Annotated in this window: 20 protein-coding genes and 1 pseudogene; 17 read left to right on the top strand and 4 right to left on the bottom strand. The window is 38.8% G+C overall.

Annotation, left to right across the window (positions count from 1 at the left end):
* The first annotated feature begins 76 nt into the window (after nucleotides 1-76).
* Nucleotides 77-2,311: a single-stranded-DNA-specific exonuclease RecJ gene (gene recJ / locus IYQ23_RS02945; RefSeq protein WP_195674026.1), complete on the top strand. Its 2,235-nt coding sequence runs from the start codon at nucleotides 77-79 to the stop codon at nucleotides 2,309-2,311.
* A 136-nt stretch (nucleotides 2,312-2,447) separates the two neighbouring features.
* On the opposite strand, the gene IYQ23_RS02950 is transcribed toward recJ, so the two are convergent.
* From IYQ23_RS02950 to IYQ23_RS02960, 3 genes are read right to left on the bottom strand one after another with little or no spacing between them, the layout of a single operon-like run.
* Complete coding sequence (locus tag IYQ23_RS02950) at nucleotides 2,448-3,245, bottom strand: hypothetical protein (protein WP_022526173.1); 798 nt, start codon at nucleotides 3,243-3,245, stop codon at nucleotides 2,448-2,450.
* A 17-nt stretch (nucleotides 3,246-3,262) separates the two neighbouring features.
* Nucleotides 3,263-3,958, bottom strand: coding sequence for an ABC transporter ATP-binding protein (locus tag IYQ23_RS02955; protein ID WP_003024105.1), 696 nt, complete (start codon nucleotides 3,956-3,958; stop codon nucleotides 3,263-3,265).
* 3 nt (nucleotides 3,959-3,961) lie between these two features.
* Nucleotides 3,962-4,327, bottom strand: coding sequence for a GntR family transcriptional regulator (locus IYQ23_RS02960; RefSeq protein ID WP_195674027.1), 366 nt, complete (start codon nucleotides 4,325-4,327; stop codon nucleotides 3,962-3,964).
* A 155-nt stretch (nucleotides 4,328-4,482) separates the two neighbouring features.
* Between IYQ23_RS02960 and IYQ23_RS02965 the strand changes: the two genes are divergently transcribed.
* The 7 genes from IYQ23_RS02965 (at nucleotide 4,483) to IYQ23_RS02995 (ending at nucleotide 13,215) form a co-directional block, all read left to right on the top strand.
* Nucleotides 4,483-7,584, top strand: a complete 3,102-nt coding sequence (locus IYQ23_RS02965) for a DNA polymerase III subunit alpha (protein ID WP_195674028.1) — start codon at nucleotides 4,483-4,485, stop codon at nucleotides 7,582-7,584.
* 82 nt (nucleotides 7,585-7,666) lie between these two features.
* The gene (pfkA, locus tag IYQ23_RS02970) at nucleotides 7,667-8,677 is read left to right on the top strand and encodes a 6-phosphofructokinase (protein WP_003032502.1); all 1,011 of its coding nucleotides are present in this window, start codon (nucleotides 7,667-7,669) and stop codon (nucleotides 8,675-8,677) included.
* Between the two features lie 58 nt (nucleotides 8,678-8,735).
* A complete protein-coding gene (pyk, locus tag IYQ23_RS02975; RefSeq protein ID WP_003024114.1) occupies nucleotides 8,736-10,238 on the top strand; it encodes a pyruvate kinase in 1,503 nt (500 codons plus the stop codon).
* A 153-nt stretch (nucleotides 10,239-10,391) separates the two neighbouring features.
* Nucleotides 10,392-10,949 (top strand): signal peptidase I, encoded by a 558-nt coding sequence (gene lepB, locus IYQ23_RS02980; RefSeq protein ID WP_049517533.1) that lies wholly within the window; start codon nucleotides 10,392-10,394, stop codon nucleotides 10,947-10,949.
* Nucleotides 10,950-11,091: 142 nt separating this feature from the next.
* Nucleotides 11,092-11,733 carry an amino acid ABC transporter permease gene (locus IYQ23_RS02985; RefSeq protein WP_022526169.1) on the top strand — a complete coding sequence of 214 codons (642 nt, stop codon included), beginning with the start codon at nucleotides 11,092-11,094 and terminating at the stop codon, nucleotides 11,731-11,733.
* A 9-nt stretch (nucleotides 11,734-11,742) separates the two neighbouring features.
* A complete protein-coding gene (locus IYQ23_RS02990; RefSeq protein WP_195674029.1) occupies nucleotides 11,743-12,372 on the top strand; it encodes an amino acid ABC transporter ATP-binding protein in 630 nt (209 codons plus the stop codon).
* A gap of 9 nt (nucleotides 12,373-12,381) precedes the next feature.
* Nucleotides 12,382-13,215, top strand: coding sequence for an amino acid ABC transporter substrate-binding protein (locus IYQ23_RS02995; RefSeq protein WP_195674030.1), 834 nt, complete (start codon nucleotides 12,382-12,384; stop codon nucleotides 13,213-13,215).
* A gap of 260 nt (nucleotides 13,216-13,475) precedes the next feature.
* Here IYQ23_RS02995 and IYQ23_RS03000 read toward each other — a convergent pair whose 3' ends face one another.
* Nucleotides 13,476-14,678 (bottom strand): cation diffusion facilitator family transporter, encoded by a 1,203-nt coding sequence (locus tag IYQ23_RS03000; RefSeq protein ID WP_049517530.1) that lies wholly within the window; start codon nucleotides 14,676-14,678, stop codon nucleotides 13,476-13,478.
* 153 nt (nucleotides 14,679-14,831) lie between these two features.
* On the opposite strand from IYQ23_RS03000, the gene pcrA reads away from it, so the two are divergent.
* The 9 genes and pseudogenes from pcrA to IYQ23_RS03045 all read left to right on the top strand — a co-directional run bounded on the left by pcrA (nucleotide 14,832) and on the right by IYQ23_RS03045 (nucleotide 25,651).
* Nucleotides 14,832-17,114 (top strand): DNA helicase PcrA, encoded by a 2,283-nt coding sequence (gene pcrA, locus IYQ23_RS03005; RefSeq protein WP_195674031.1) that lies wholly within the window; start codon nucleotides 14,832-14,834, stop codon nucleotides 17,112-17,114.
* 19 nt (nucleotides 17,115-17,133) lie between these two features.
* Nucleotides 17,134-17,532, top strand: a complete 399-nt coding sequence (locus IYQ23_RS03010; RefSeq protein WP_003032515.1) for an NUDIX hydrolase — start codon at nucleotides 17,134-17,136, stop codon at nucleotides 17,530-17,532.
* 24 nt (nucleotides 17,533-17,556) lie between these two features.
* Nucleotides 17,557-18,456, top strand: a complete 900-nt coding sequence (locus tag IYQ23_RS03015) for a helix-turn-helix transcriptional regulator (protein WP_195674032.1) — start codon at nucleotides 17,557-17,559, stop codon at nucleotides 18,454-18,456.
* Between the two features lie 256 nt (nucleotides 18,457-18,712).
* A complete protein-coding gene (locus IYQ23_RS03020; protein WP_195674033.1) occupies nucleotides 18,713-20,482 on the top strand; it encodes an ABC transporter ATP-binding protein in 1,770 nt (589 codons plus the stop codon).
* On the top strand, nucleotides 20,475-22,214 hold the full coding sequence (locus IYQ23_RS03025) for an ABC transporter ATP-binding protein (protein WP_195674034.1): 1,740 nt from the start codon (nucleotides 20,475-20,477) through the stop codon (nucleotides 22,212-22,214). Before IYQ23_RS03020 ends, IYQ23_RS03025 begins: the two co-directional genes overlap by 8 nt.
* Before the next feature lie 125 nt (nucleotides 22,215-22,339).
* Nucleotides 22,340-23,614, top strand: a complete 1,275-nt coding sequence (locus tag IYQ23_RS03030) for a DUF2130 domain-containing protein (protein ID WP_195674035.1) — start codon at nucleotides 22,340-22,342, stop codon at nucleotides 23,612-23,614.
* A gap of 9 nt (nucleotides 23,615-23,623) precedes the next feature.
* Nucleotides 23,624-23,765, top strand: a pseudogene (locus IYQ23_RS09635) (GNAT family N-acetyltransferase); the annotation flags it as partial.
* A 49-nt stretch (nucleotides 23,766-23,814) separates the two neighbouring features.
* Entirely contained in the window at nucleotides 23,815-24,693 is an 879-nt protein-coding gene (truB, locus tag IYQ23_RS03040; protein ID WP_049508406.1) for a tRNA pseudouridine(55) synthase TruB, read from the top strand.
* Between the two features lie 25 nt (nucleotides 24,694-24,718).
* Nucleotides 24,719-25,651: a bifunctional riboflavin kinase/FAD synthetase gene (locus IYQ23_RS03045; protein ID WP_195674036.1), complete on the top strand. Its 933-nt coding sequence runs from the start codon at nucleotides 24,719-24,721 to the stop codon at nucleotides 25,649-25,651.
* Nucleotides 25,652-25,729 lie beyond the last annotated feature (78 nt).

The raw sequence follows: 25,729 nt of genomic DNA on the forward strand, positions 1-25,729 counted from the left end.
ATTGGAGGTTTGGGCTAGTGAAAGCTAGTCTTTTCGTGTTATAATAGACTTTATATTGCAACAGAAAGATAAAAGCATGATTACATCAAAATATGATTGGCAGATTGCCACAAATTTTTCAGATGAGAGCTTTATTAAAAAAGCTAAAAAACTTGGCTTGGAGGCTTCGGTAGCTAATCTGGTTTATCAGAGAGGAATCCAGACAGAAGAAGCGCTGCGAGATTTTCTAGAGCCTAGTTTGGACCAGCTGCATGATCCTTATGAATTACATGATATGGATAAGGCAGTGACGCGCATTCGTCAAGCAATTGAAAATTATGAGCAGATCTTGATTTATGGAGATTATGATGCGGATGGCATGACTTCGGCTTCTATTGTTAAAGAAGCACTAGAACAACTTGGAGCAGAGTGTCAGGTCTATTTGCCCAATCGATTTACAGACGGTTATGGTCCTAACGCGAGTGTTTACAAGTATTTTATTGAAAATCAGGGAATTTCACTCATCGTTACAGTGGATAATGGAGTTGCAGGACATGAAGCAATCGAACTAGCTCAGTCTATGGGAGTGGATGTCATTGTGACGGATCACCATTCTATGCCAGAGGTACTTCCTGATGCTTATGCAATTGTCCACCCAGAACATCCGGAAGCTGAATATCCTTTTAAACATTTAGCTGGCTGCGGTGTAGCTTTTAAGCTAGCAACCGCGCTTTTAGAAGAAGTGCAAGTAGAGTTGCTAGATTTAGTCGCTATCGGAACTATTGCGGATATGGTCAGCTTGACAGGTGAAAATCGCATTCTGGTCAAATATGGGCTAAGTGTCCTCAAAAACACTCAACGAATCGGCTTACAGGAGCTTTTTAAGATTGCAGGTATTCAGGAAAATGAAGTGGATGAAGAAACGGTTGGTTTTCAGATAGCCCCTAGGCTCAATGCTCTAGGTCGACTTGATGATCCAAATCCTGCTATTGAACTTCTGACGGGTTTTGATGAAGAAGAAGCGCGTGATATTGCCCTTATGATTAACCAGAAAAATGAAGAGCGCAAAGAAATTGTTCAGAAGATCTATGATGAAGCCAAGACCATGGTTAATCTCAATAAATCTGTTCAGGTTCTAGCTGGTGAAGGTTGGAATCCAGGTGTTTTGGGAATTGTGGCAGGTCGGCTTTTGGAAGAATTACACCAGCCGGTCATCGTCTTGAATATTGAAAATGGTTTAGCCAAAGGTAGTGCTCGCAGCATTGAAGTAGTTGATATTTTTGAAGCGTTAGACCCTCATCGAGATTTATTTGTGGCTTTTGGTGGGCATGCCGGGGCAGCTGGGATGACTCTAGAGGCCAGCAAGTTAGAAGCACTCAGTCAGGTTTTGGTAGCATATATTGAAGATAATCAAGTGGATTTGTCCACTAAGAATGAGCTCTTTTTGGATGAGGAATTATCCTTGCCAGATTTGACACTAGAGACCCTCAAAAACTTTGAAAAGTTAGCTCCTTTTGGAATGGACAATAAAAAGCCTATTTTCTATTTAAAAGATTTTAAGGTTGAAAATTCCCGCACCATGGGGGCGGGAAATACTCATCTTAAGCTGAAAATTTCTCAGGCTGACGCAGTTTTTGAGGTAGTGGCTTTTGGTCTGGGTGATTTTGCGACAGAATTTTCCCAAACTAAAAACTTAGAGCTGGCGGTTACGCTGTCGGTTAATAAATGGAATGGTCAGACCAGTCTCCAGCTTATGCTGGTGGATGCTCGGGTCAATGGGATTCAGCTCTTTAATATCCGAGGTAAAAATGCTCCTTTACCTGAAAATGTGCCCGTCCTGCGTTTTTCAGAAGAAATTCCTAATTTGGAAAAGAGCAGAGCAGTTGTGGTGTATGACTTGCCTGGACGCCTAAATCAGCTCAAAGCAATCATTCAGCAAGGACATTTTGAAGCAATTTACTTTAAAAATGAGATTGCTCAGCCCTATTATCTGACAGGTTTCGGAACGAGAGACCAGTTTGCAAAACTCTATAAAACAATTTATCAATTTCCAGAGTTTGACATTCGTTATAAGCTCAAAGAACTAGCTGCTTATCTCAAGATTGACCCAATTCTACTCATCAAGATGATTCAGATATTTGAAGAGCTGGACTTTGTGACAATTCAAGATGGAGTGATGCAAGTAAACAAAAAAGCAGAAAAAAAGGCTATTGAAAACAGCCATATTTATCAAGAACTGAAGAAAACAGTCAAAGAGCAGGAGCTTATGGCTCTAGGAACGGTGCAGGAAATTTATGATTATCTGATAGAAAAAGATGAATTTTCAAACTAAATTTTAGATGAACTATTTATTTGTCTCGCACCGAAGGCCACGAGACGGACTGAAAGTCGCATAATAAAAAAGTCATGAGTAAGATGAATCTCATGACTTTATTGTTTATATAAGTATTGCTATCAGCTTGTGTTACCTACTGCAAATTCACTTTATTTTTGAGGATGTAATACGTTCCAGTATAGTAGATAAGCCCCAAAAGAAGAGAGGTTATGACTCCGCTCAAACTACCTAAAGAAGTTGAAAGCGACGGGAAGGCTGAAACATATAGATTAGCAGCGATAATCAGAGCAAATTGAATTCCAAAATAAGCTAGAAAGGCTATAGCGGCGCGGTGGTCTTGGAAAAGTTGACCAATAGAGATAGAAAGATAAATCAATAGGATATTTGGAATAAGGGCTACAAGATAGTATCCAAATGATTTCAATAGTTCACTAGCAATTTCCCAAAAGTGCTTGCCGAATAATTGTAGAACTGTTCCCATTTCAAATTGTGTATGAGAAGCTACCCCTACGATAAGAACAATGATTCCAAAACTAAGAAACAATGCAAGTGTGCTAAGAATCGTCCATATAACAGCACCGAGTAATTTTGAGAGGATAATTTGATGTTCGTTAACTGGTAAAGTGAGCGTTAGATATCCTTCTCTTTCATAAACACTATTTTTAAAGCGACGAATAATCAGAAAGAGTGTTGAAATGGCAAGTGCTACAAGGAGACCTGAGAAAATCAGCATTGTAAAACCGAAGAAAGTACTTGTCATACTCCCTGCTTCATTAGTAGAAGACTGCAAACGGTCGAAAAAGTTCCTTCCATTTGCAAAATGTCTTAGCCAAAGTCCAATACTAATAGATAGAAAGAGTACGATTCCATATAATCCTAAATACCACTTATTTACATTTTTAAATTCGTATTTTAATAAATTCCAAAACATAGTCAATCTCCTTTGTTCTAAGCCTTAAATTCTTGGCGGAAGAGCTGGTCAATAGATTCACCAGACTCATAGCGAATATCATCTACATTCCCTTGTCGAACAATCTTGCCATTATCAATAAAGATGATTTCATCTAGGATTGGTTCAATATCTGAAATCAAATGCGTTGAAATGAGAACGGAAGCGCTAGGTGAGTAATTGTTGATAATCGTCTTTAAAATGTAATCCCGCGCTGCTGGGTCAACCCCTCCAATAGGTTCATCCAGAACGTACAGTTTGGCTTGGCGGCTCATGACTAAAATCAACTGAACTTTTTCTTTGTTTCCTTTAGACAATTTTTTGAATGTCAAATTTTCGTCAATATGAAGATCTTGCAAGAGTGCCTGTGCACGCTCTATCTCAAAGTCTGCATAGAAAGATTGAAAATACTGCAAAGCATCTTTGACTTTCATATTTTCGTTTAGGTAAGTCGTATCTGGTAAATAAGATACGATTTTCTTAGTTTCTGACGACGGTTGAAGCCCGTCGATGAGGATTTTTCCGTCATTTGGTTGAAGTAAACCGTTGATTAGTTTTATCATGGTTGTTTTTCCAGAGCCATTTGGACCAAGTAAGCCGATAATTTTTCCGGCTTCAATTTCAAAATTGATGTGCTCTAAAGCCGGTGTGCTACCGTATGATTTTGAGACATTTTCAAATGCAAGTAATACCATTTCCTAAACTCCTTTTATATAATCTGCAATGATAGTTGGTAGTTCTTCTTTGTGATAGCCGAAGCGAGTCATATTGTTTACAAAATTTTTCACTTCCTTCTCAGAAAGTTTTTGTCTTGCTTGTAAAATCAAGTCGCGATTATCTGTAACGAAACGTCCTGATGTTCGTTGAGAATAGACAAATCCTTCCTTTTCCAAGTCAGATAAAGCTCGCTGGATTGTATTTGGATTGACCCCCGCTTCAGCAGCCAATTCTCTAACAGCAGGCAGCTTTTCGCCAGCTTGTAGTTGATTGGAGATGATTTGTAGTTTTATCCTGTCCATGATTTGTAAATAAATGGGCAGATTATTATCAAAAGTCCAACTCATGATTTCTCCTTTCTTCTGTATCTTTGTGCTAATTAAATAATACAATTTTTTTTTAAAAATAGCAAGCCTTTAGAAAAAACTTCTATCGTTTTTTCTTTAGCAAGCAAGCCAGAAATTTAGTATAATAGAAAAAAGAAGGATCAAAGGAGGATGCCGTGGTTGCTCAATTAGATACCAAAACTGTTTATACATTTATGGATAGTTTGATTTCTATAAAAAAATATGTAGAAACAGCTAAAAATTTAGGCTATCAAACTCTAGGGATAATGGATATTGATAATCTCTATGGGGCTTATCATTTCATGGAAACGGCGACTGAGCAAGGAATTCAGCCGCTTTTAGGTATAGAAATGACCTTGGATTACACTGGATTTCCTCTTAATCTCCACTTTCTAGCTCTTGACAGTCAAGGTTATCGCAATTTAATGAAACTTTCTACTTTAAAGATGATAGGAAAAAGCAAGTGGGAAGAATTTCAGCACTTATTGGAAGGGATAGCGATTATTGTGCCTGTGTTTGAGGGCATTGAAGCCTTAGACTTGGGACGAGAGTTTTATATTGGCGTATTTCCTGACACTCCTAAGCAGGCGTTTTCTCATGCAACCTTACCTTTGCAGACAGTTCGCTATTTTGATACAGGGGATTTAGAAACCTTGCAAATGTTATGTGCCATTCGTGAAAATAGTAGCTTGCGGGAAGTTGGAAATTTGCCAAATCACGAGTATCTCTTATCACCTGAGCAATTCACACAATCCTTTCAAGAAAATTATCCAGAAAGTCTGGATAATTTAAAGCGGCTAGTTGCAGGCATTCATTACGAAATCAATACAGAGTTGAAATTACCACGTTTTAATCCAGAACGACCAGCAGCAGAAGAATTACAAGAACGAGCAGAAATAGGATTAGAGAAAAAAGGACTGAATGGTTCGATTTATAAAGAACGATTGCAGCAAGAGCTGTCTGTCATCCACCAAATGGGGTTTGACGACTACTTTTTGATTGTCTGGGATTTATTGCGCTTTGGTCGCAGCCAGGGCTATTATATGGGTATGGGGCGTGGATCTGCAGTTGGAAGCCTAGTTGCCTATGCTCTTGAAATTACAGGGATTGATCCTGTCGAAAAGAACCTCCTTTTTGAGCGCTTTTTAAATCTGGAACGTTATACTATGCCTGATATTGATATTGATATTCCCGATGTCTATCGCCCGGAATTTATCCGCTATGTCCGCGATCGTTACGGGACGATGCATACAGCGCAAATCGTGACCTATTCTACTTTTGGGGCTAAGCAAGCAATTCGTGACGTTTTTAAACGCTACGGGGTGCCAGAATATGAATTGACCAACATTACTCGTAAAATCAGTTTTCGTGACACATTGACTTCAGCTTATGAAAAAAATATGTCTTTTCGTCAGATTATTAACAGTAAGCTGGAATATCAAAAAGCTTTTGAAATTGCGAAAAAAATTGAAGGGAACCCTCGTCAAACCTCTATCCATGCAGCAGGTGTGGTGATGAGTGACAATGATTTGACAGATCACATTCCACTTAAATACGGGGAAGATATGTATATCACGCAATACGATGCACATGGTGTTGAGAGTAACGGTCTGCTCAAGATGGATTTCCTTGGCTTGCGCAATCTGACTTTTGTTCAACGAATGAAAGAAGCAGCTTTGGAGAAATACGGTGTCGCTATTGACATTGCAAAGATTAACTTAGAAGATGCAGCAACCTTGCAGCTTTTCGCTGCTGGCAGAACCAAAGGGATTTTTCAATTTGAGCAAGCAGGTGCCATTAACCTTTTGAAACGGGTGCAGCCAGCTCAATTTGAAGAAGTGGTTGCAACAACTTCACTCAATCGTCCAGGAGCTAGTGACTATATAGATAATTTTGTCAGAAGAAAGCATGGACAAGAAAAGGTGGAAATGCTGGATCCAAGTTTGGAAGACATCTTGGCGCCAACTTACGGTATTATGCTTTACCAAGAGCAAGTAATGCAAGTGGCGCAGCGGTTTGGAGGATTTTCACTCGGAAAAGCTGACATTCTACGTCGTGCCATGGGTAAGAAAAATGTTGCCGAAATGCACAAAATGGAAGCAGAGTTTGTCACAGGAGCTTTCGAACTTGGGCATTCTGAAACTAAAGCAAAAGAAGTATTTGCAGTTATGGAAAAGTTTGCAGGTTATGGCTTCAACCGCAGCCACGCCTATGCCTATTCTGCACTTGCTTTTCAGTTGGCTTATTTCAAGGTGCATTATCCTGATATTTTCTTTGATATTATGCTGAATTATTCAAGCAGTGATTACATCACAGATGCGCTAGAATTCGACTTTCAAGTTGCCTCTTTAAATATCAATAACATTCCTTATAGAGATAAGTTTCAAGATAAGCAGATTTATTTAGGACTGAAAAATATCAAAGGTTTACCACGAGATTTTGCTTATTGGATTATTGAAAACCGCCCATTTACAAATGTGGAAGATTTTATTATGAAGTTGCCAACGCAATATCATAAGATTCAGTTGATAACCCCTTTGGTACAAGTCGGTTTGTTTGATGTATTTGAAAAGAATCGCCAAAAAATCCTACAAAATCTTCCGAACTTATTTGTCTTTGCGGATGAGCTGGGCAGTCTTTTTGCAGATACAAATTACAGCTGGACAGAAGCAGAGGATTATACAGAAGCAGAGAAATTCGAGTTAGAAAAAGAAATCATTGGTGTCGGTTTGAGCGAGCATCCTTTGGTAAAGCTTGCAAAAACTGCTACTCAATCCTTTACCCCTATTCAAGAGCTAGTTGAAAACAATCATGCAACGATTTTAGGAGAGATTTTGTCCATTCGTGTCATCCGTACCAAAACGGGGGAAAATATGGCCTTCTTGCAAGTAAGTGATGCTAAAAGAAAAATGGAGGTAACAGTCTTTCCAGACGCTTTCAAACAGTTCAGCAAAGGTTTGCATGAAAAAGGCTTCTATTATCTGACTGGTCGCGTTCAAAAACGAGAGGAGCGTTTGCAGTTGATTTTAAATGATTTGCAGGAAGCTGTTACAGAACGTTTTTGGATACAAGTAGAAGATCACGAAAGCGATGCAGCAATATCCGCTATTTTACGGAAATTTCGAGGAGATATTCCGGTTGTTCTTCGATATGAAAATGAAAGAAAAACAGTAGCAATCACTCAATATCGTGTTCAAAAATCAGAGAAATTACAAGAAGAATTGAAAAAAATAACCATGAAAACGATTTATCAATAAAAAGTTAGGAAAAAAGAGGAATTTTGGTTTTGATTGTGGTATAATCAAGGGTGAATGTAAAAAGAAAAAGGAGCGCAAACAAATGAAACGTATTGCTGTTTTGACTAGTGGTGGTGATGCCCCTGGTATGAACGCTGCTATCCGTGCAGTTGTTCGTAAAGCAATTTCAGAAGGAATGGAAGTTTACGGTATCTATGACGGCTATGCCGGCATGGTTGCTGGTGAGATTTATCCGCTTGATGCTGCATCGGTTGGAGATATTATTTCACGTGGTGGTACTTTCCTTCACTCAGCTCGTTATCCAGAATTTGCCCAATTAGAAGGACAATTAAAAGGGATTGAGCAACTTAAAAAACATGGGATTGAAGGAGTCGTAGTTATCGGTGGTGATGGTTCTTACCATGGTGCTATGCGTTTGACAGAACATGGTTTCCCAGCTGTCGGACTTCCTGGCACGATTGACAATGATATTGTTGGTACAGACTTCACAATCGGCTTTGATACCGCTGTAACAACTGCAATGGACGCCATTGATAAGATTCGTGACACATCATCTAGTCACCGTCGTACTTTTGTTGTTGAAGTCATGGGACGTAACGCTGGAGACATTGCTCTCTGGGCTGGTATTGCTACAGGAGCTGATGAAATCATCGTTCCCGAAGAAGACTTTAAGATTGAGGATATCGTCGCTAGCATTAAACGTGGCTATGAAGAAGGAAAGAAGCATAACATTATCGTTCTGGCAGAGGGTGTTATGTCGGCCGATGAATTTGGTAAGAAGTTGAAAGAAGCTGGTGATGTGAGCGATCTTCGTGTGACGGAACTTGGACATATTCAACGTGGTGGCTCACCAACTGCACGTGACCGTGTTCTTGCTTCACGTATGGGTGCTCATGCCGTTAGCCTTCTTAAAAAAGGTATTGGTGGTGTTGCGGTTGGTATTCGCAACGAACAAATGGTTGAAAATCCAATCCTCGGTACAGCAGAAGAAGGTGCTTTGTTTAGTTTAACTGAAGACGGCAAGATTATTGTAAATAATCCACACAAAGCTGATCTTGATCTCGCTAAATTAAACCGTAGCATTTCAATGTAATTTAAATTTGTTATCCTGGTCATAAAGACCATTAAATAAAAAGGAGTTTTCAGATATCATGAATAAACGTGTAAAAATCGTTGCAACTTTAGGTCCTGCGGTAGAAATCCGTGGTGGTAAAAGATTCGGTGAAGACGGATATTGGGGTGAAAAGCTTGACGTTGAAGCATCAGCGCAAAATATCGCTAAATTGATCGAAGCTGGAGCTAACACTTTCCGTTTCAACTTCTCACATGGTGACCACGCAGAGCAAGGTGACCGTATGGCTACTGTTCATCGTGCTGAAGAAATTGCTGGTCAAAAAGTTGGTTACCTTCTTGACACTAAAGGTCCTGAAATCCGTACAGAATTATTTGAAGGCGATGCTAAAGAATATTCTTACAAAACAGGTGAAAAAATTCGTGTTGCAACTAAACAAGGTATCAAATCAACTCGTGAAGTTATCGCATTGAATGTTGCTGGTGCACTTGATATCTATGACGATGTTGAAGTTGGAAAACAAGTTCTTGTTGATGACGGTAAACTTGGTCTTCGCGTTATTGCAAAAGATCCTGCTACACGTGAATTTGAAGTAGAAGTTGAAAACGACGGTATTATCGCTAAACAAAAAGGTGTTAATATTCCAAATACAAAAATTCCTTTCCCAGCACTTGCTGAACGCGACAATGACGATATTCGTTTTGGTCTTGAACAAGGAATTAACTTTATCGCTATTTCATTCGTACGTACTGCAAAAGACGTCAACGAAGTTCGTGCAATCTGTGAAGAAACTGGTAATGGACATGTGAAATTGTTCGCTAAAATCGAAAACCAACAAGGTATCGAAAACTTGGATGAAATTCTTGAAGTAGCGGACGGTATCATGATTGCTCGTGGTGATATGGGTATTGAAGTACCATTTGAAATGGTTCCAGTTTACCAAAAAATGATTATCACAAAAGTCAATGCAGCTGGTAAAATTGCGATCACAGCAACAAACATGCTTGAAACAATGACTGAAAAACCACGTGCGACTCGTTCAGAAGTATCAGACGTATTTAACGCTGTTATTGACGGAACAGATGCAACAATGCTTTCAGGTGAATCTGCAAATGGTAAATACCCACTTGAATCTGTAACAACAATGGCTACAATTGATAAAAACGCTCAAACTCTATTGAACGAGTATGGACGCTTGTCATCAGTTGATTACGCACGTAGTTCTAAGACAGAAGTTGTGGCTTCAGCTGTTAAAGATGCTACAAACTCAATGGACATCAAATTGGTTGTAACAATGACTGAATCAGGAAATACAGCTCGTTTGATTTCTAAATATCGTCCAGATGCTGACATCTTGGCAATTACATTTGATGAATTGACACAACGTTCATTGATGTTGAACTGGGGTGTTATTCCAGTAGTGACTGAAAAACCTGCATCTACTGATGATATGTTTGAAGTTGCTGAAAAAGTTGCTCTTGAAAGTGGTCTTGTGGAATCTGGCGACAATATTGTGATTGTAGCTGGTGTTCCGGTCGGAACTGGTGGAACAAACACAATGCGTATCCGTACAGTCCGTTAATCTATTTCATTCAGAAAACTAGCCTATCAATCCAACGATTATCTGATTGATAGGCTTTTTAGTTGTAAATGGGAGCAGAGATAAGAGTTGACTTTCCTACCTTTGTTTATTTTCTGAAAACATGATATAATGAGTAGAAGAAGAGGAGAGACTATGGTTAAAAGAGATTTAATTAGGAATGTTATTTTTTTATCTATTGTTGTGATAATCATTGCTTGTTTGCGAATTTTTATTTTTACACCATACAGGATTACTGCAAAAGATGCGAATCATTTTTTGCAAGATAAAGATGTTGTTATTGCCAATAAAAATGAAGCAATCAAAAGAGATGATTTTGTCTTGTACGAGGTGAAGGGAAAAGAGCATGTCGGACGTGTCATTGGTCTAGGAAATGACTCCGTTGTTTATATGGATGATGTTCTTTACTTAAATAATAAAATCAAGTCAGAAGATTATTTAACGAAGGCTAAGGAAGAGTACTTAGCAAAAGCTACTAGTACGGGTTATTTTACTCATGATTTCACCATTCAGACATTAACTAAATCGAATGCAAATAAAATTCCAGCGCAGTCATATCTGATTCTGAATGATAATCGGCAAGATATGGAAGATAGTCGGAAGTTTGGCTTGATTACAGAGAAACAAATTAAAGGAGTCATCTCATTTAGAGTACTCCCGCTTAATCAATTTGGATTTATTAAAACAAAGTAGTTCAACTATTTTGTTTTTTTATTCTTTAGAAAAGGAAGTTTTTGCGGTAATTATTAAATTTTTATGGATATATTTGCAAAAAGATGTTGAATATATAAAAATTTTTGATATAATGATAAATATTTATTTAGGAGGTGTACGCATGAACTATATTTTTGAAGTTTTGCCAAGCTTATTGAATGGCGCATTGGTGACTTTACAAGTATTTGTTTTAGTCTTAGTTTTATCCATACCACTTGGAATTGTGATTTCCTTTTTAATGCAAATCCACTTTAAGCTGCTTCATTGGCTTATAAATATTTATATTTGGATTATGCGCGGTACACCTCTCTTGTTACAACTAATTTTTATTTATTATGTGTTGCCAAGTATTGGTGTACGTTTGGATCGGCTTCCAGCAGCTATCATAGCATTCACGCTAAATTATGCTGCTTATTTCGCCGAAATTTTCCGTGGTGGGATTTTATCCATTCCAGCAGGACAATATGAGGCGGCTAAGGTTTTGAAGTTTACACCATTTCAAACGATACGGTTTATCATTTTACCGCAAGTTGTCAAAGTGGTGCTTCCTAGTGTCTTTAATGAAGTAATGACGTTGGTAAAAGATACATCCCTTGTTTATGCGCTTGGTGTTTCCGACTTAATCTTGGCTAGTCGGACTGCAGCCAATCGTGATGCGAGTTTAGCACCGATGTTTATAGCGGGGGCTATTTACCTGATCTTGATTGGTCTTGTGACGATTGTATCGAAGCAAGTTGAAAAGAGATATAGCTACTATAAGTAGGAGGCGCTTATGTTAGAATTAAAGAATATTAGCAAAAGGTTTGGCGAAAAGCAAATTATTTCCGACTTGAATTTAAAGGTGCCAGAAAAGCAAATCCTTGCCATTGTAGGACCGTCTGGCGGCGGGAAAACGACATTATTGCGGATGTTAGCTGGCTTGGAAACAATTGATTCGGGTGACATTATTTACAATGGCGAAGAGCTTCCCTTAGATGAACTTGAAAAACGTAATCTATTGGGATTTGTGTTTCAAGATTTTCAGCTATTTCCACATTTAACGGTTTTTGAGAATTTAACTTTATCACCCATTAAAACAAAACATTTTACAAAAGAGGACGCAGAAAAGAAAGCAATTGGCTTGTTGACCCGATTGGGACTAGCAGAATATGCAAAAGCGTATCCTTATTCTTTATCAGGTGGTCAAAAACAGCGTGTAGCATTAGCTCGTGCGATGATGATTGACCCAGAAATTATCGGTTATGATGAGCCAACTTCCGCATTGGATCCGGAATTGCGTCTTGAAGTTGAAAAGTTGATTCTTCAGAATCGTGAGCTAGGAATGACGCAAATTGTAGTGACCCATGATTTGAAGTTTGCAGAAAATATTGCAGATACGATTCTCAAAGTGCAGTCTAAATAGGAGGAGAATATGAAGATAAAACGTTATGTTCTTGCGATCTGTGGTTTGATTCTTTTTTTGCTCCTTACAGCTTGTAGCAATGTTAGCAACCCTAAAGTAGATAATTGGTCAAAATACCAACAAAAAAAGAGCATTACTATTGGTTTTGACAATACATTTGTTCCTATGGGATTTGAACAAAAAAATGGTCAATATGTTGGTTTTGATATTGACTTGGCAAATGCTGTTTTTAAAGAATATGGGATAAAAGTGAATTGGCAGCCGATTGATTGGGATATGAAAGAAACGGAGCTCACAAATGGAACGATTGATCTTATCTGGAATGGGTATTCGGCAACCAATGAGCGGCGGAAGAAAATACAGTTCACCATTCCTTATATGAAAAATGAGCAGGTATTAGTTGCTAAAAAGTCATCTAATATTGCAAAAACAGCTGACATGAAGGATAAAATTCTTGGCGCTCAGACAGGTTCTTCGGGTTACGATGAGTTTGAGGCTCATCCGGAGCTTTTGAAGAATCTGGTTAAAAATCATAAAGCTGCTCAATATCAAAGTTTTACAGAGGCGTTGATTGATTTGCAAAATAATCGGATTGATGGGTTGTTGATTGACCGAGTTTATGCTAATTATTATTTAAAAGAAGAGGGGATTTTGCCGGATTATTATGTTTTCCCAGCCGGATTTGATAGCGAATCCTTTGCAGTAGGCGCTAGAAAAACAGATAAGCAGCTCGTTGAAAACATAAACCAAGCATTCAAAAAATTATATCAAACAGGTCAATTTCAAAAAATAGCAAACAAATGGTTTGGTGAGGATATTGCGACAGATGAAGTCAAAAAATGAGAGAACATCTGATTGTTGCACCAATCACCCACAGAAGAAGTAAAGATAAAACCCAAAGTTTTCACTAGTAGTATCATCTTAGTGAGGGCTTTGGGTTTGATGATTTATTGATTGTGAGAAACGGGGGACAAATTAGTTTGCTTTACTGATAAATTCCTAAAAAAATAGGCTGAGAATATTTTTATCTCAGCCTTGTTTTTTATAGCAAAACTCCTTGTTAGCCTTGTGGGAGTGAAATAACAAAGCCGATTTCTATGGAATTACGACTGTTGTTCGCTCTCGTTTTTTCGTGTTTCCTGGTGGAAAATATTTTGCCATGTTTCGTGACGACGCCAAAGGCTGGTATGAATAATCCCGTCTTCTTCATAGCAAATTAGTTTGGTTTTTTGGCTGATAGAAGTTAATTGGAAATTTTTGATAGGAGATTGCTTTCCTTTTTCAATTTGAAATTCTTCTTTGTTCATTTGGCAACCGTCTTGGGAAATGTACACAAATTCAGGCGCTAGTAAGTCCTCTAATTGGCTTCCCTGCTCAACCAATTGTTCTCTCATAAATAACTTTCGATAAACATTGTCCAATATTTCATCTTCAGGGATAGGAGCAGGTTCAATGTGGATGTCAATATCAAAGACACCAAAGCGTTCTTTGAGCATATTTTCAACTTGATCGGCAATTTCGTGACTTTCATAGACAGATAAGTCAGGATTCATTTCTAAAATGAGGTCAAGGTAGATGTTGCTACCGTAAGTCCGCCCTCTTTGAGATTTAACACGGGAAATTTTGGGAATTTCTAAAATGGCTTCTTTGTATTCTTTTAAAAGATTTTCATCAAAGCCGTCTGATAAACTAAAAGAAGATTCCATGAAAATTTCGTAAGCTGTTTTAAGAATGAAAAATGTAATAATGATGGCAACCAGTTTATCCACAATCGGGAAATTGAAGGCGCTTGCGATGATTGCAATGGTTGTACCAAGCGAAGTAATGGCATCAGATAAATTGTCTTTGGCAGCTGCGTCGAGTGCTTTAGACTGTGCTTTTTTTGCTAAAGCTTTATTGTAAAAATACACTCCTGTCATGACTAAGGCGGAAATAATCCCGACGATAGCGCCTAAAGGATCAATAGTTGTTTCTTGGCGAGAGATAATTTTTTGAACGGTATCAATCAGAACATCAAAGCCAACAAAAAACATGATAAGAGAAGTGACAAGACTAGCCAAGTCTTCAATTTTCCAGTGACCAAATTTGTGATCCGTGTCAGCCGGTTTGCGTGCCATACGAAGTCCTATCAAAACGGCAATATTAGCAACAATATCCGAAACATTATTAAAACCATCGGCTGTCAAACTGGAGGATTGTAAGACAGATCCGGCAATGATTTTAGCAATGGATAAAACGATATAGGCTAGAATGGCTAAGATAGCGCCACGCTCTGCGAGTTTAAGATTCTTTGCTGGATTATTCATGCGTTTTCCTTTCAGAATGTTTATTATAACGCTTTTTTATTGATTTTTCAAACGTTTATAAGGGAAGAAATGATAGAAAGTCTCTCCTTTCTGGTTTAGCTTATGGATGATTTTTGTTATAATAGAGTCATTGACTTTGAAAGAGGAAAAAAGATGAATCCCTTATTAACTGGTATGAATGACCGTCAGGCGGAGGCAGTTCAAACAACGGAAGGCCCTTTGCTGATTATGGCAGGAGCTGGGTCTGGGAAAACCCGTGTCCTAACTCACCGTATTGCTTATTTGATTGATGAAAAGTTAGTCAATCCTTGGAATATCTTGGCGATTACTTTTACCAATAAAGCAGCTCGTGAGATGAAGGAGCGTGCTTATACTCTCAATCCAGCAACAGAAGATTGCTTGATTGCGACTTTTCACTCGATGTGCGTGCGGATTTTGCGTAGGGAAGCTGACCATATTGGCTATAACCGCAATTTTACGATTGTCGATCCTAGTGAGCAACGGACTCTGATGAAACGAATTCTTAAAACGCTCAATTTAGATCCTAAAAAGTGGAATGAACGAGCTATTTTAGGCACGATTTCCAATGCGAAAAATGATTTGATTGATGAAGTGGCCTATGTAGCTTTAGCAGGAGATATGTACACAGAGATTGTGGCGAAGTGCTATGAAATGTACCAAAAGGAACTGCGCCAGTCAGAGGCGATGGATTTTGATGACTTAATCATGCTGACCTTGCGCCTTTTTGATAAAAATCCAGATGTGTTGACTTATTACCAGCAGCGCTATCAATACATCCATGTGGACGAGTATCAAGATACGAACCACGCTCAGTACCAACTGGTTAAACTGTTGGCTTCACGTTTTAAAAATATCTGTGTAGTTGGTGATGCCGACCAGTCTATTTATGGCTGGCGAGGTGCTGATATGCAAAATATCTTGGATTTTGAAAAGGATTATCCTGAAGCTAAAGTTGTTCTTTTGGAAGAAAATTATCGCTCAACCAAGACCATTCTGCAAGCTGCTAATGATGTAATCAAAAATAACCGCAACCGCCGTCCGAAGAATCTCTGGACACAAAATGCTGACGGTGAAGATATTGTTTATTATCGGGCTAATGATGAGCAAGATGAAGCTCTCTTTGTAGCCAAAACCATTGATGAATTATCTAGCACATCTGACTATGTCTATCGGGATTTTGCTGTTCTTTATCGAACTAACGCCCAATCTCGGAATATTGAGGAAGCTCTCCTAAAAGCTAATATTCCTTACACCATGGTGGGGGGGACTAAGTTTTATAGTCGTAAGGAAATTCGAGATGTCATCAGCTATCTCAATCTCATCGCTAATACTAGCGACAACATCAGTTTTGAGCGTGTGGTCAATGAGCCTAAGCGGGGAGTCGGACCGGGTACAGTGGAGAAAATTCGTAATTTTGCAGCTGGTCAAGAGATGTCTCTTTTGGATGCTTCTTCGCAGATTATGCTCTCACCTGTTAAGGGGAAAGCTGCTCAGGCTGTTTTTGACTTTGCCAATCTCATTTTGAATCTGCGCGAGCAATTGGACGAATTGACCGTGACAGAATTGGTCGAGCTGGTGCTTGAAAGGACTGGTTACACCGAGCAATTAGTAGCTCAAGCTACACTGGAAAGTCAGGCTCGGATTGAAAATATCGAAGAATTTCTTTCTGTTACTAAGAATTTTGACGAAGATTCAGAAAATGATACTGAAGAGACTGGTTTAGATAGACTTAGCCGTTTTCTCAATGATTTGGCTTTGATTGCGGATACAGATGATGGTGTTCAGGAAAGCTCGGAAGTGACACTTATGACACTGCATGCTGCCAAGGGATTAGAGTTTCCAGTGGTTTTCATCATTGGTATGGAAGAGAATGTCTTTCCACTTAGTCGTGCGGCTGAAGATGAAGACGAGCTAGAGGAAGAGCGCCGATTAGCCTATGTTGGAATTACTCGTGCTGAAAAAGTCTTGTTCCTAACCAATGCAAACTCGCGCCTGCTATACGGAAAAACCAATTACAATCGTCCAACTCGTTTTCTCAATGAAATTAGCTCAAGCTTGCTAGATTATCAAGGCTTGGCTCGACCTGCTAATACATCCTTTAAAGCTTCCTATGTGAATGGTAAAACTGTTCAGTTTGGTCAAGGAATGAGTCTCGCTCAAGCATTGCAGGAACGCAAGCGGCAAGCTGCACCGAGCAGCATTTCCTCAAGCCAGTTGCCATTTGGTAAGAATGTAGCTGCTAATCAGCCGACTATTGATTGGGCTATCGGTGATATTGCTCACCATAAAAAATGGGGAGACGGAACGGTATTGGAAGTGTCAGGCAGCGATAGTAGCCAAGAATTGAAAATCAATTTCCCAGAGGTTGGATTAAAGAAACTGTTGGCAAGTGTTGCACCAATTGAGAAAAAGTGAAATCTAAGGGACTACTGCGATGAAATATTCCATTGAAGCCTGGATTTATAACCCGATTGCTAAGGAAATTTTGCTCTTAAAAGTTAAAACTGAACAACTTTCTTTCTGGCAACCGATTACTGGTGGCATTGAAAATGGTGAAAGTTCTGAAATAGCTTGTATTCGTGAGATTTTTGAAGAAACTGGACTGGAAATCGAGCTAACAAAACTGTTGCAAGTCGGTCATCACACAGTTGTTATTGATGAAGACTTGACCATTTTTAAAACACTTTTTCTTGTGGAAACAAAGCAAAAAGATATTCGTATTTCTGATGAGCACATTGATTTTATGTGGACAGAAGTTAAAAAGGTGCCTGATATATTATACTGGCAGAGCAATCAAGAGACTTTTCAAAAGATTTTAGAGAAATTGAGATAAGGTGTTCATGGAAAGGCACGGTCTATGACAGAGAGTAGATTATTTAGAATAGTGTATGTTCTTTTAGAAAGGGATAACGTTACAGCGAAGGAGCTGGCAGAACAATTTGAAGTATCTGTTAGAACGATTTATCGAGATGTTGACCGACTTAGCAGCGCAGGTATTCCAATTTACACGACACAAGGCAGAGACGGAGGCATTCGACTGACGGAGGATTTTGTCCTAAATAGTTCTTTGCTTAATCAATCGGAAAAAGAGCAACTGTTGGTTGCTTTACAAGGATTAGGGGTTACGGGTCTTCTGCATGAAAACGAGCTTTTGACCAAACTATCGGCTTTATTTAAATTGAACCAACCAAACTGGATAGAAGTAGATTTTACCAGCTGGTCCAATAGCAAGAAATATGAAGAGCTATTTCAGAATTTGAAAAATGCAATCATCAGAAAGCAAGTGATTTCCTTTTCGTATGTTAGCAACAAAGAAGAGTGCACCCAGCGTCAAGTAAAACCAGTCCGCCTGCTTTTTAAAGGACAATCCTGGTATCTTCATGCATTTTGCTTAGTCCGAAATGATTTTCGTTATTTTAAACTTTCTCGCATAAGCCAGCTAAAGCTTTTACCACAACATTTTGCAGATAACTTTGACAATGTTAGCTTGGAAAAAGAAGCGCGATTGGAAGAGGTCGTACGAGTCAAGCTGAAATTTAATAAAAAAGTTGCTTTTAGAGTATATGATGAACTGGATTGTCCAGTCAAAGAAGATGAGCAAGGAAATTTGTATGTAGATATAGAAATTCCAAATGATTATAGTCTGTACTGCTATATTCTCTCTTTTGGAGACAATGTGGAAGTGCTGGAGCCAACAAAGATTCGTGTGCAAATAACAGAAATGATTGAACGTATGGCACAAAAATATAAAAACTGATAGCAGTGTCTACTTTTTCAAGCTTCATTTGACTTTATTTCCAACCTCGAAAGGTTTCCCAAACCTTTCGAGCTGTGTGGAGGTGGGATAGAAATCAGGTTTCTACGAAACTACTGATTTCTGTCTCACTTTTTTATTTTTGTTTGACATTAGAATTGTCAGAATTTATAATATAAGTATAAATTAAATGACAGCATATCATGAATTGTTTGACTAGGGTTCTTTATTTGTTTTTTAGGAGAAAGAAGGGATTTGTATGAAGAAAAAGTCGGTTGTATCTTGGATACTGGAATTTGTCTCTCTTCACAAATTTTATTTTATTGTTAGTCTTGTTTTTGCCTTTTTATCTGTTTTATGCGGATTTTTTCCTTATTTTTTTGTAGGAAATATCATCAATCAGCTCTTACAAGGCAATCGAGATTGGAATTTTTATGTTCTTCAGTCCATTTGGATAGGACTGGCATGGATAGCACATTGGGGATTTCACGGGATTTCGACGCTCTTGTCTCATACAGCAACCTTTAAGATTTTAGCAGAAATGCGCTATCGTCTGACAGAGAAATTGGCCAAATTGCCTCTGGGAACGGTTTTAAGTCAATCTTCTGGAACTTACAAAAATATCATTGTTGAGCGAGTGGATGCCACAGAAGTAACTTTGGCACACTTAATTCCTGAGTTTACATCCGGGCTATTTGGTCCCTTTATTATCTTAATTGCCATGTTAGTGATTGATTGGCGCCTAACCATGCTTTCGCTTCTGACAATCCCGATTGTTATCTTAGCTTATGGGAATATGCTACGCAAGAGCGAAGGTGATTTTGAAAATACAGTCGAGAAAACGAAGAAGCTCAATGATACAGCAGTAGAATACATCAATGGGATTGAAGTCATCAAGGTTTTTGGAAAAGAGAAATTTTCTTACGATAAATTTGTCAAGGCTGCCAAAGAAGGAGCTGATTGCTTTATTGAATGGATGCGCAAGTGCGTAGTTGAAATGGGCATTGTTACAGCTTTCTTACCGTCTGGTTTGCTTTTCTTACTCCCTTTTGGAACTCTCTTTTACCTTCAAGGTAGCCTAACAGCTAGTAACTTTATTTTACTAATCATTCTGTCTCTTAGTCTTTTGACACCATTTATTTTAGTGGCTTCCTATATGGATGATTTACGGAAAATTGCGACAATCTTTGGTGAAGTGATTGCTATTTTGGAAAAAATTGATTTGCCTCGTCCGACAGAATTAACGGACATTCCAAAGGGAACAGAACTGCGAATGACAGATGTTAGCTTTGGTTATTCAGATAAGGAAGAAGTATTGCATAGTATTTCCTTAACGATTGAGCCTGATACAGTAACTGCTCTTGTCGGCCCTTCTGGCTCAGGGAAATCTACGATTGCTAAACTTCTAGCTTCTTTCTGGGATGTCAATTCTGGTAGTATTACCTTTGGTGGCGTGGACATTCAAAACCTACCTCTTGATTATTACAGTCGTCAGATTGCCTATGTCACACAGGATAATTACCTTTTTGATGAAACGATTATGGAAAATATTCGTATGGGTAATTCCGCTGCTTCGGATGAAGAAGTGATTGACATTGCTCGCAAGTGCGGCTGCTATGATTTTATTAGTAATTTAGAAAATGGTTTTGAGACCCGTGTTGGAACTGGTGGTAATCATTTATCTGGTGGAGAACGACAACGGATTGCAATTGCACGAGCTATGCTGAAAAACGCACTAGTCATTATTTTGGATGAGGCAACGGCTTATACCGATCCTGAAAATGAAGCTCTCATTCAGTCTAGTTTAGCTCGTTTGATAGAAGGTCGTACGCTTCTGGTCATTGCTCACCGTCTTTCAACGATTGCAAGTGCAGATCAGATTGTCGTAGTTAATGACGGACGTATTGAGGCAAAAGGAAAACATGTAGATTTGCAGAAGACTTGTCCGCTTTATGCTTCTATGTGGCAAGCTCATATAGCAGTAAAAGATAGCGATAAAATGACGGAAGGAGGATTGGCAGATGCTTAGTACATTGAAAAAATTCTTTGATTTTTGTACGGAAGAAGATCGTAAGAAATTCTACACTTCTGTTTGTTTAGGGGTTCTAAAGGCTTTCATTATTGCTTTTCGGATTCCAGCTATTGGGTTGGTTGTTATGGCTATCATTAACAATGATGTTTCTATGCAGATTGTATGGCTCTCTCTTGGAATTATGCTCTTGTCTGTTATTTTTAACATTTTGATTAGCCTGAAAGTTACGATGTTGCAGACAGAAGCGGGCTATCATACATGTACTCATAAGCGGATTGAAATTGCTGAACACATGCGCTACCTGCCAATGGGGTATTTTAATCAAAATAGTCTGGGACAAATTACCAGCGTTACAACCAATACACTTGAAAGTCTAGCAGATGTTGCTACTCGGGTTGTTATGATGACGTTGGAAGGATTCCTAACGGCAGGAACTATTACGGTTTTTGTATTTATCTACGATTGGCGAATTGGTTTAATCTTGTTGGCAGGATTGATACTGTTTCTCTTGCCAAATGGATTGATGCGTTGGCAAGCTGGGAATGTATCAGAAGCTAAACAACAAGCTGATACAGATTTGGTAGCAATTGTACTGGAATACAGTCAAGGGATTGCGGAAGTAAAGAACTATAATATTGTTCAATCATCATCTAAAAAGCTATCGCATGCTATTGAGAATAAAAGGCATTTAGATACAAAGCTGACTTGGGTTACCTCGCCTTATATCGCTCTGCAAGGGATGATTACCAAGCTGACTGGAACGATTATGGGACTGTTCTCTATTTACTTTTACCTAAAAGGCAGTATGAACCTTTTGATTTGTATCATGATGCTCATCAGTGCTTTTATGATTTACGAAAGTCTGGATGGAGTTGGCAGTTTTTCTTCTCTTCTTCGCATTGTTGATTTATCAGTTGATATGGTCAACAAAGTTTTGTCGATTAAACCAATGGATATTAGCGGAAAAGATTTGCAGCCAAAAACCAGCAATATCAAGCTGAATCATGTCAATTTTTCCTATGAGAGTAAGAAAATTATTGATGATGTATCGTTGGATATTCCAGAAAAGACGACGACAGCTCTTGTGGGACCCTCTGGCTCTGGAAAGACAACTCTTTGCAATCTCATTGCTCGTTTCTGGGATATAGAGAGTGGCAGTATTAGCTTAGACGGTCATGATGTGAAAGAATACAGTTATGACAGCCTTATTCGTAATTTTAGTTTTGTTTTTCAAACGGTCTATTTGTTTAAAGATACCATTGAAAATAATATTAAATTTGGAAATCCAGACGCTAGTCATGAAGAAGTTGTCGCTGCTGCAAAAAAAGCTGCTTGTCATGACTTTATCCTGTCTTTGCCAGAGGGGTATCAGACCAAGATTGGTGAGGGCGGAGCCAGTCTCTCTGGTGGAGAACGGCAGCGGATTTCCATTGCTCGTGCCATTATCAAGGACGCTCCAATTATCATTTTGGACGAAGCAACAGCCAATGTCGACCCTGAAAATGAAGAAGCGCTTATGCAAGCCATTCATTCTTTGACAAAGGATAAAACCATTATCATGATTGCTCATCGGCTAAAAACAGTAGAGCATGCCGATCAAATTATTGTTCTTAATCAAGGTCGTATAGTCGAGCAAGGCAAACACCAAGAATTGCTTGCTAAACAAGGATTATATAGTCGCTTTATTCAGGAAAGACGCAGTGCTGCCAGTTGGCGGATACAGGCTTAATTTACAAGCAAAAGGATTGTTGTTCATGTGCAACGGTCTTTTTTATATTTAAGCTGTTGATTTAAAATAACCATAAGAAATGGTATAATAAGATGTTATAAAGAACGATCAATGAAGAGGTATCCATGAACGAAATCAAATGTCCCAACTGCGGGGAAGTCTTTACAGTTAACGAAAGTCAATACAGCGAGCTCTTGGCTCAGGTACGGACGACAGAATTTGATAAGGAAATCCATGCTCGAATTGAGCAGGCGTTAGCTTTAGAAAAACAAAAAGCACAGAATGAGCAACAGCAGGTCTTAAGTCAGAAAGAATCTGAAATCCAGGAACTCAAGGCGACTATTTCCAATTTTGAATCCCAAAAAGAGCTAATCAAAAAGAATACAGAGCAGGCTTTGTCTGGAAAACTATCGGATAAAGAAAAAGAATTGGTAGAGCTACAAGCCCAACTAGACCGTCTTCGACTGGAACACCAAAATGAAATGCAAGCTTCGCTGACAAATATTGAAAAAGAACGCGACCAAATTCAAAACCAGCTTTTGTTGCAAGAGAAAGAAAATGAATTATCCCTTGCATCTGTTAAACAAAATTATGAAGCACAACTTAAGGCTGCTAATGAGCAAGTAGAATTTTACAAGAACTTTAAAGCACAGCAATCCACTAAGGCGATTGGAGAGAGTTTAGAACACTACGCTGAAAGCGAATTTAACAAGGTTCGTAGCTTCGCCTTTCCAAATGCTTACTTTGAGAAGGATAATCAGGTTTCTGCACGAGGATCCAAAGGGGATTTCATTTTCCGTGAGTGTGATGAAAACGGAGTAGAAATCATTTCTATTATGTTTGAAATGAAAAATGAAGCGGACGGTACGGAGAAGAAGCATAAAAACGCTGATTTTTACAAAGAATTGGATAAGGACCGCAGGGAAAAGAAATGTGAGTATGCTGTTTTGGTAAGCATGCTGGAAGCAGATAATGATTATTTCAACACTGGCATTGTTGATGTTAGCCATGAGTATGAAAAAATGTATGTGGTTCGTCCTCAATTTTTTATCCAGCTCATTGGACTTTTACGCAATGCTGCGCTCAATTCTCTTAAATACAAGCAGGAGCTGGCTCTGGTTCGAGAGCAAAATATTGACATTACCCACTTTGAAGATGATTTAGAAACCTTTAAAGTAGCCTTTGCTAAAAATTATAATTCAGCTTCTAAGAATTTCAATAAGGCAATCGAAGAAATTGACAAAGCCATTAAGCGAATGGAAGCAGTCAAACAGGCACTTCAGACATCAGACAATCAACTGCGCCTCGCCAACAACAAACTGGATGACGTCTCCGTTAAGAAACTGACCCGCAAAAATCCAACTATGAAAGCTAAGTTTGAGGCGTTGAAGAACGACTAGGAGGAAACGATGCAGATACGACAAGCAATCTTGAAAGACATAGAAGCCTTGCTACCCCTCTATGAAGATTTAGGCCATCCGACGACTGCTTCTAGTCTGACTAGATATTTGAATACAGCTTCATTACGGCTCTTGTGGGGCTGAAAGAAATAAAAAATTTAATCAACTACTAATAGAATTTTTAGCAGAATAAGGAATCAATGAACGGAATTATCAATTTAAAAAAGGAAGCGGGGATGACCTCGCATGATGCGGTATTTAAGCTGCGCAAAATTTTAGGAACTAAGAAAATCGGTCATGGGGGTACCTTGGATCCAGATGTGGTCGGGGTGCTTCCGATTGCTGTGGGCAAGGCGACGCGCTTGGTTGAGTTTATGCAGGAGGAAGGCAAGGTCTACGAGGGGGAGATTACCCTGGGCTGCTCAACAACGACAGAGGATGCTAGTGGGGAGCAGATTGCTTTCAGCCCTGTGACGGAAATATTGGATGAAAACTTAGTGGATCAAGTCATTGCTAGTATGGTTGGAGAGCAGACTCAAGTGCCGCCTATGTACTCGGCTGTCAAGGTCAATGGGCGAAAACTCTATGAGTATGCTCGATCTGGAGAGACAGTAGAGCGACCGAAGCGTCAGGTGACAATTTATAACTTTGAGCGGACAGGGGCTATTGTCTATGAAGGCGACTTGGCACGTTTTCCTTTTCGGGTTAAATGCAGCAAGGGGACTTATGTGCGAACGTTGGCAGTTGATTTAGGAGCGAAATTAGGATATGCTTCCCACATGTCTCAACTGACTCGAACTGCTGCGGCTGGCATGGCTTTGGAAGAAGCTTTGACTTTAGCAGAAATTGATGAGAAGGTGAATAAAGGAGACTTTTCATTTTTGCAGCCCATTGAATTTGGCATAGGAGATTTACCTAAGGTAAACCTTACGGAAGAGCAGGTTGAAGAAGTGCGATTTGGACGCTTTATTCATGTAGATACCAAGGCAGAACAGGTGGCTGGCTTTTATCAAGGGAAATTACAAGCCATTTTAGAAAAGCGCGACAAAGAATATAAACCTAGAAAAGTATTTCTTTAAAATTTTGTGATAAAATAGTTAAGTGATGAAAACGATTAGAATAAAAAATGAAAAAGACATTCAGCAAATTGAACACACAGTATTAGTGCTAGGGTATTTTGACGGGTTACATAAAGGACATCAAGCTTTGTTTGCTGAAGCGAGAAAAATGGCAGCAGAAAAGCATTTGAAGATTGCAGTGCTGACATTTCCAGAATCTCCCAAATTGGCCTTTGTACGCTACCAGCCTTCTTTAATGCTTCATTTGACTAGTCCAGAAGATCGCTTGCAGCAAATGGAAAATCTTGGTGTAGACTACCTTTATTTGATTGATTTCACCAGCCAGTTTGCTCGTAATACGGCTGAACAATTTTTTACAAAATACATCTCACGTTTGAAAGCAGAAGCAGTCATTGCGGGATTTGATTACCATTTTGGTTCAGATCGAGGCAATGCAGAAGATTTGGAGAAACTATTTGACGGACAAGTTATCGTGGTTCCTTCTGTAAATTTCAATGGAGAAAAAGTTAGTTCAACTCGCATTCGAGAAACAGTACTAGCAGGAAATGTCGCCGAAAGCAATCAATTGTTAGGCTATTCGTTATCCACTAGAGGAATTGTCGTTCATGGCAATGCAAGAGGGCGAACGATTGGCTATCCAACAGCAAATCTTGCTCCGCTAGATCGGGTTATTTTACCAGCCGATGGTGTCTATGTGGTTGATGTGGAACACGATGGAAAGATGTATCGCGGGATGGCTAGCGTCGGCAAAAATGTCACTTTTGAAGGAGATGAACTTCGTTTTGAAGCCAATATTTTTGAGTTTTCACAAGATATTTACGGTGATACTATTCGTATTTTTTGGTTGGATAAAATCCGAGATATGGTAAAATTCGACAATGTGGATGAACTAGTCAAACAATTGCAAGCAGATGAGGAAATCGCAAGATATTGGATACCTAAAAACGCAAACCACTAAATCATGTATTAAGCTTCTTATTTTTCCTAAAAAAATAGGAGAAAATTTGTAAAAATACCTAGTAATCTTACATAAAAT

Origin of the sequence: Streptococcus sp. HF-100, assembly GCF_015594635.1 — a bacterium.
GTDB classification, from domain to species: domain Bacteria; phylum Bacillota; class Bacilli; order Lactobacillales; family Streptococcaceae; genus Streptococcus; species Streptococcus vaginalis.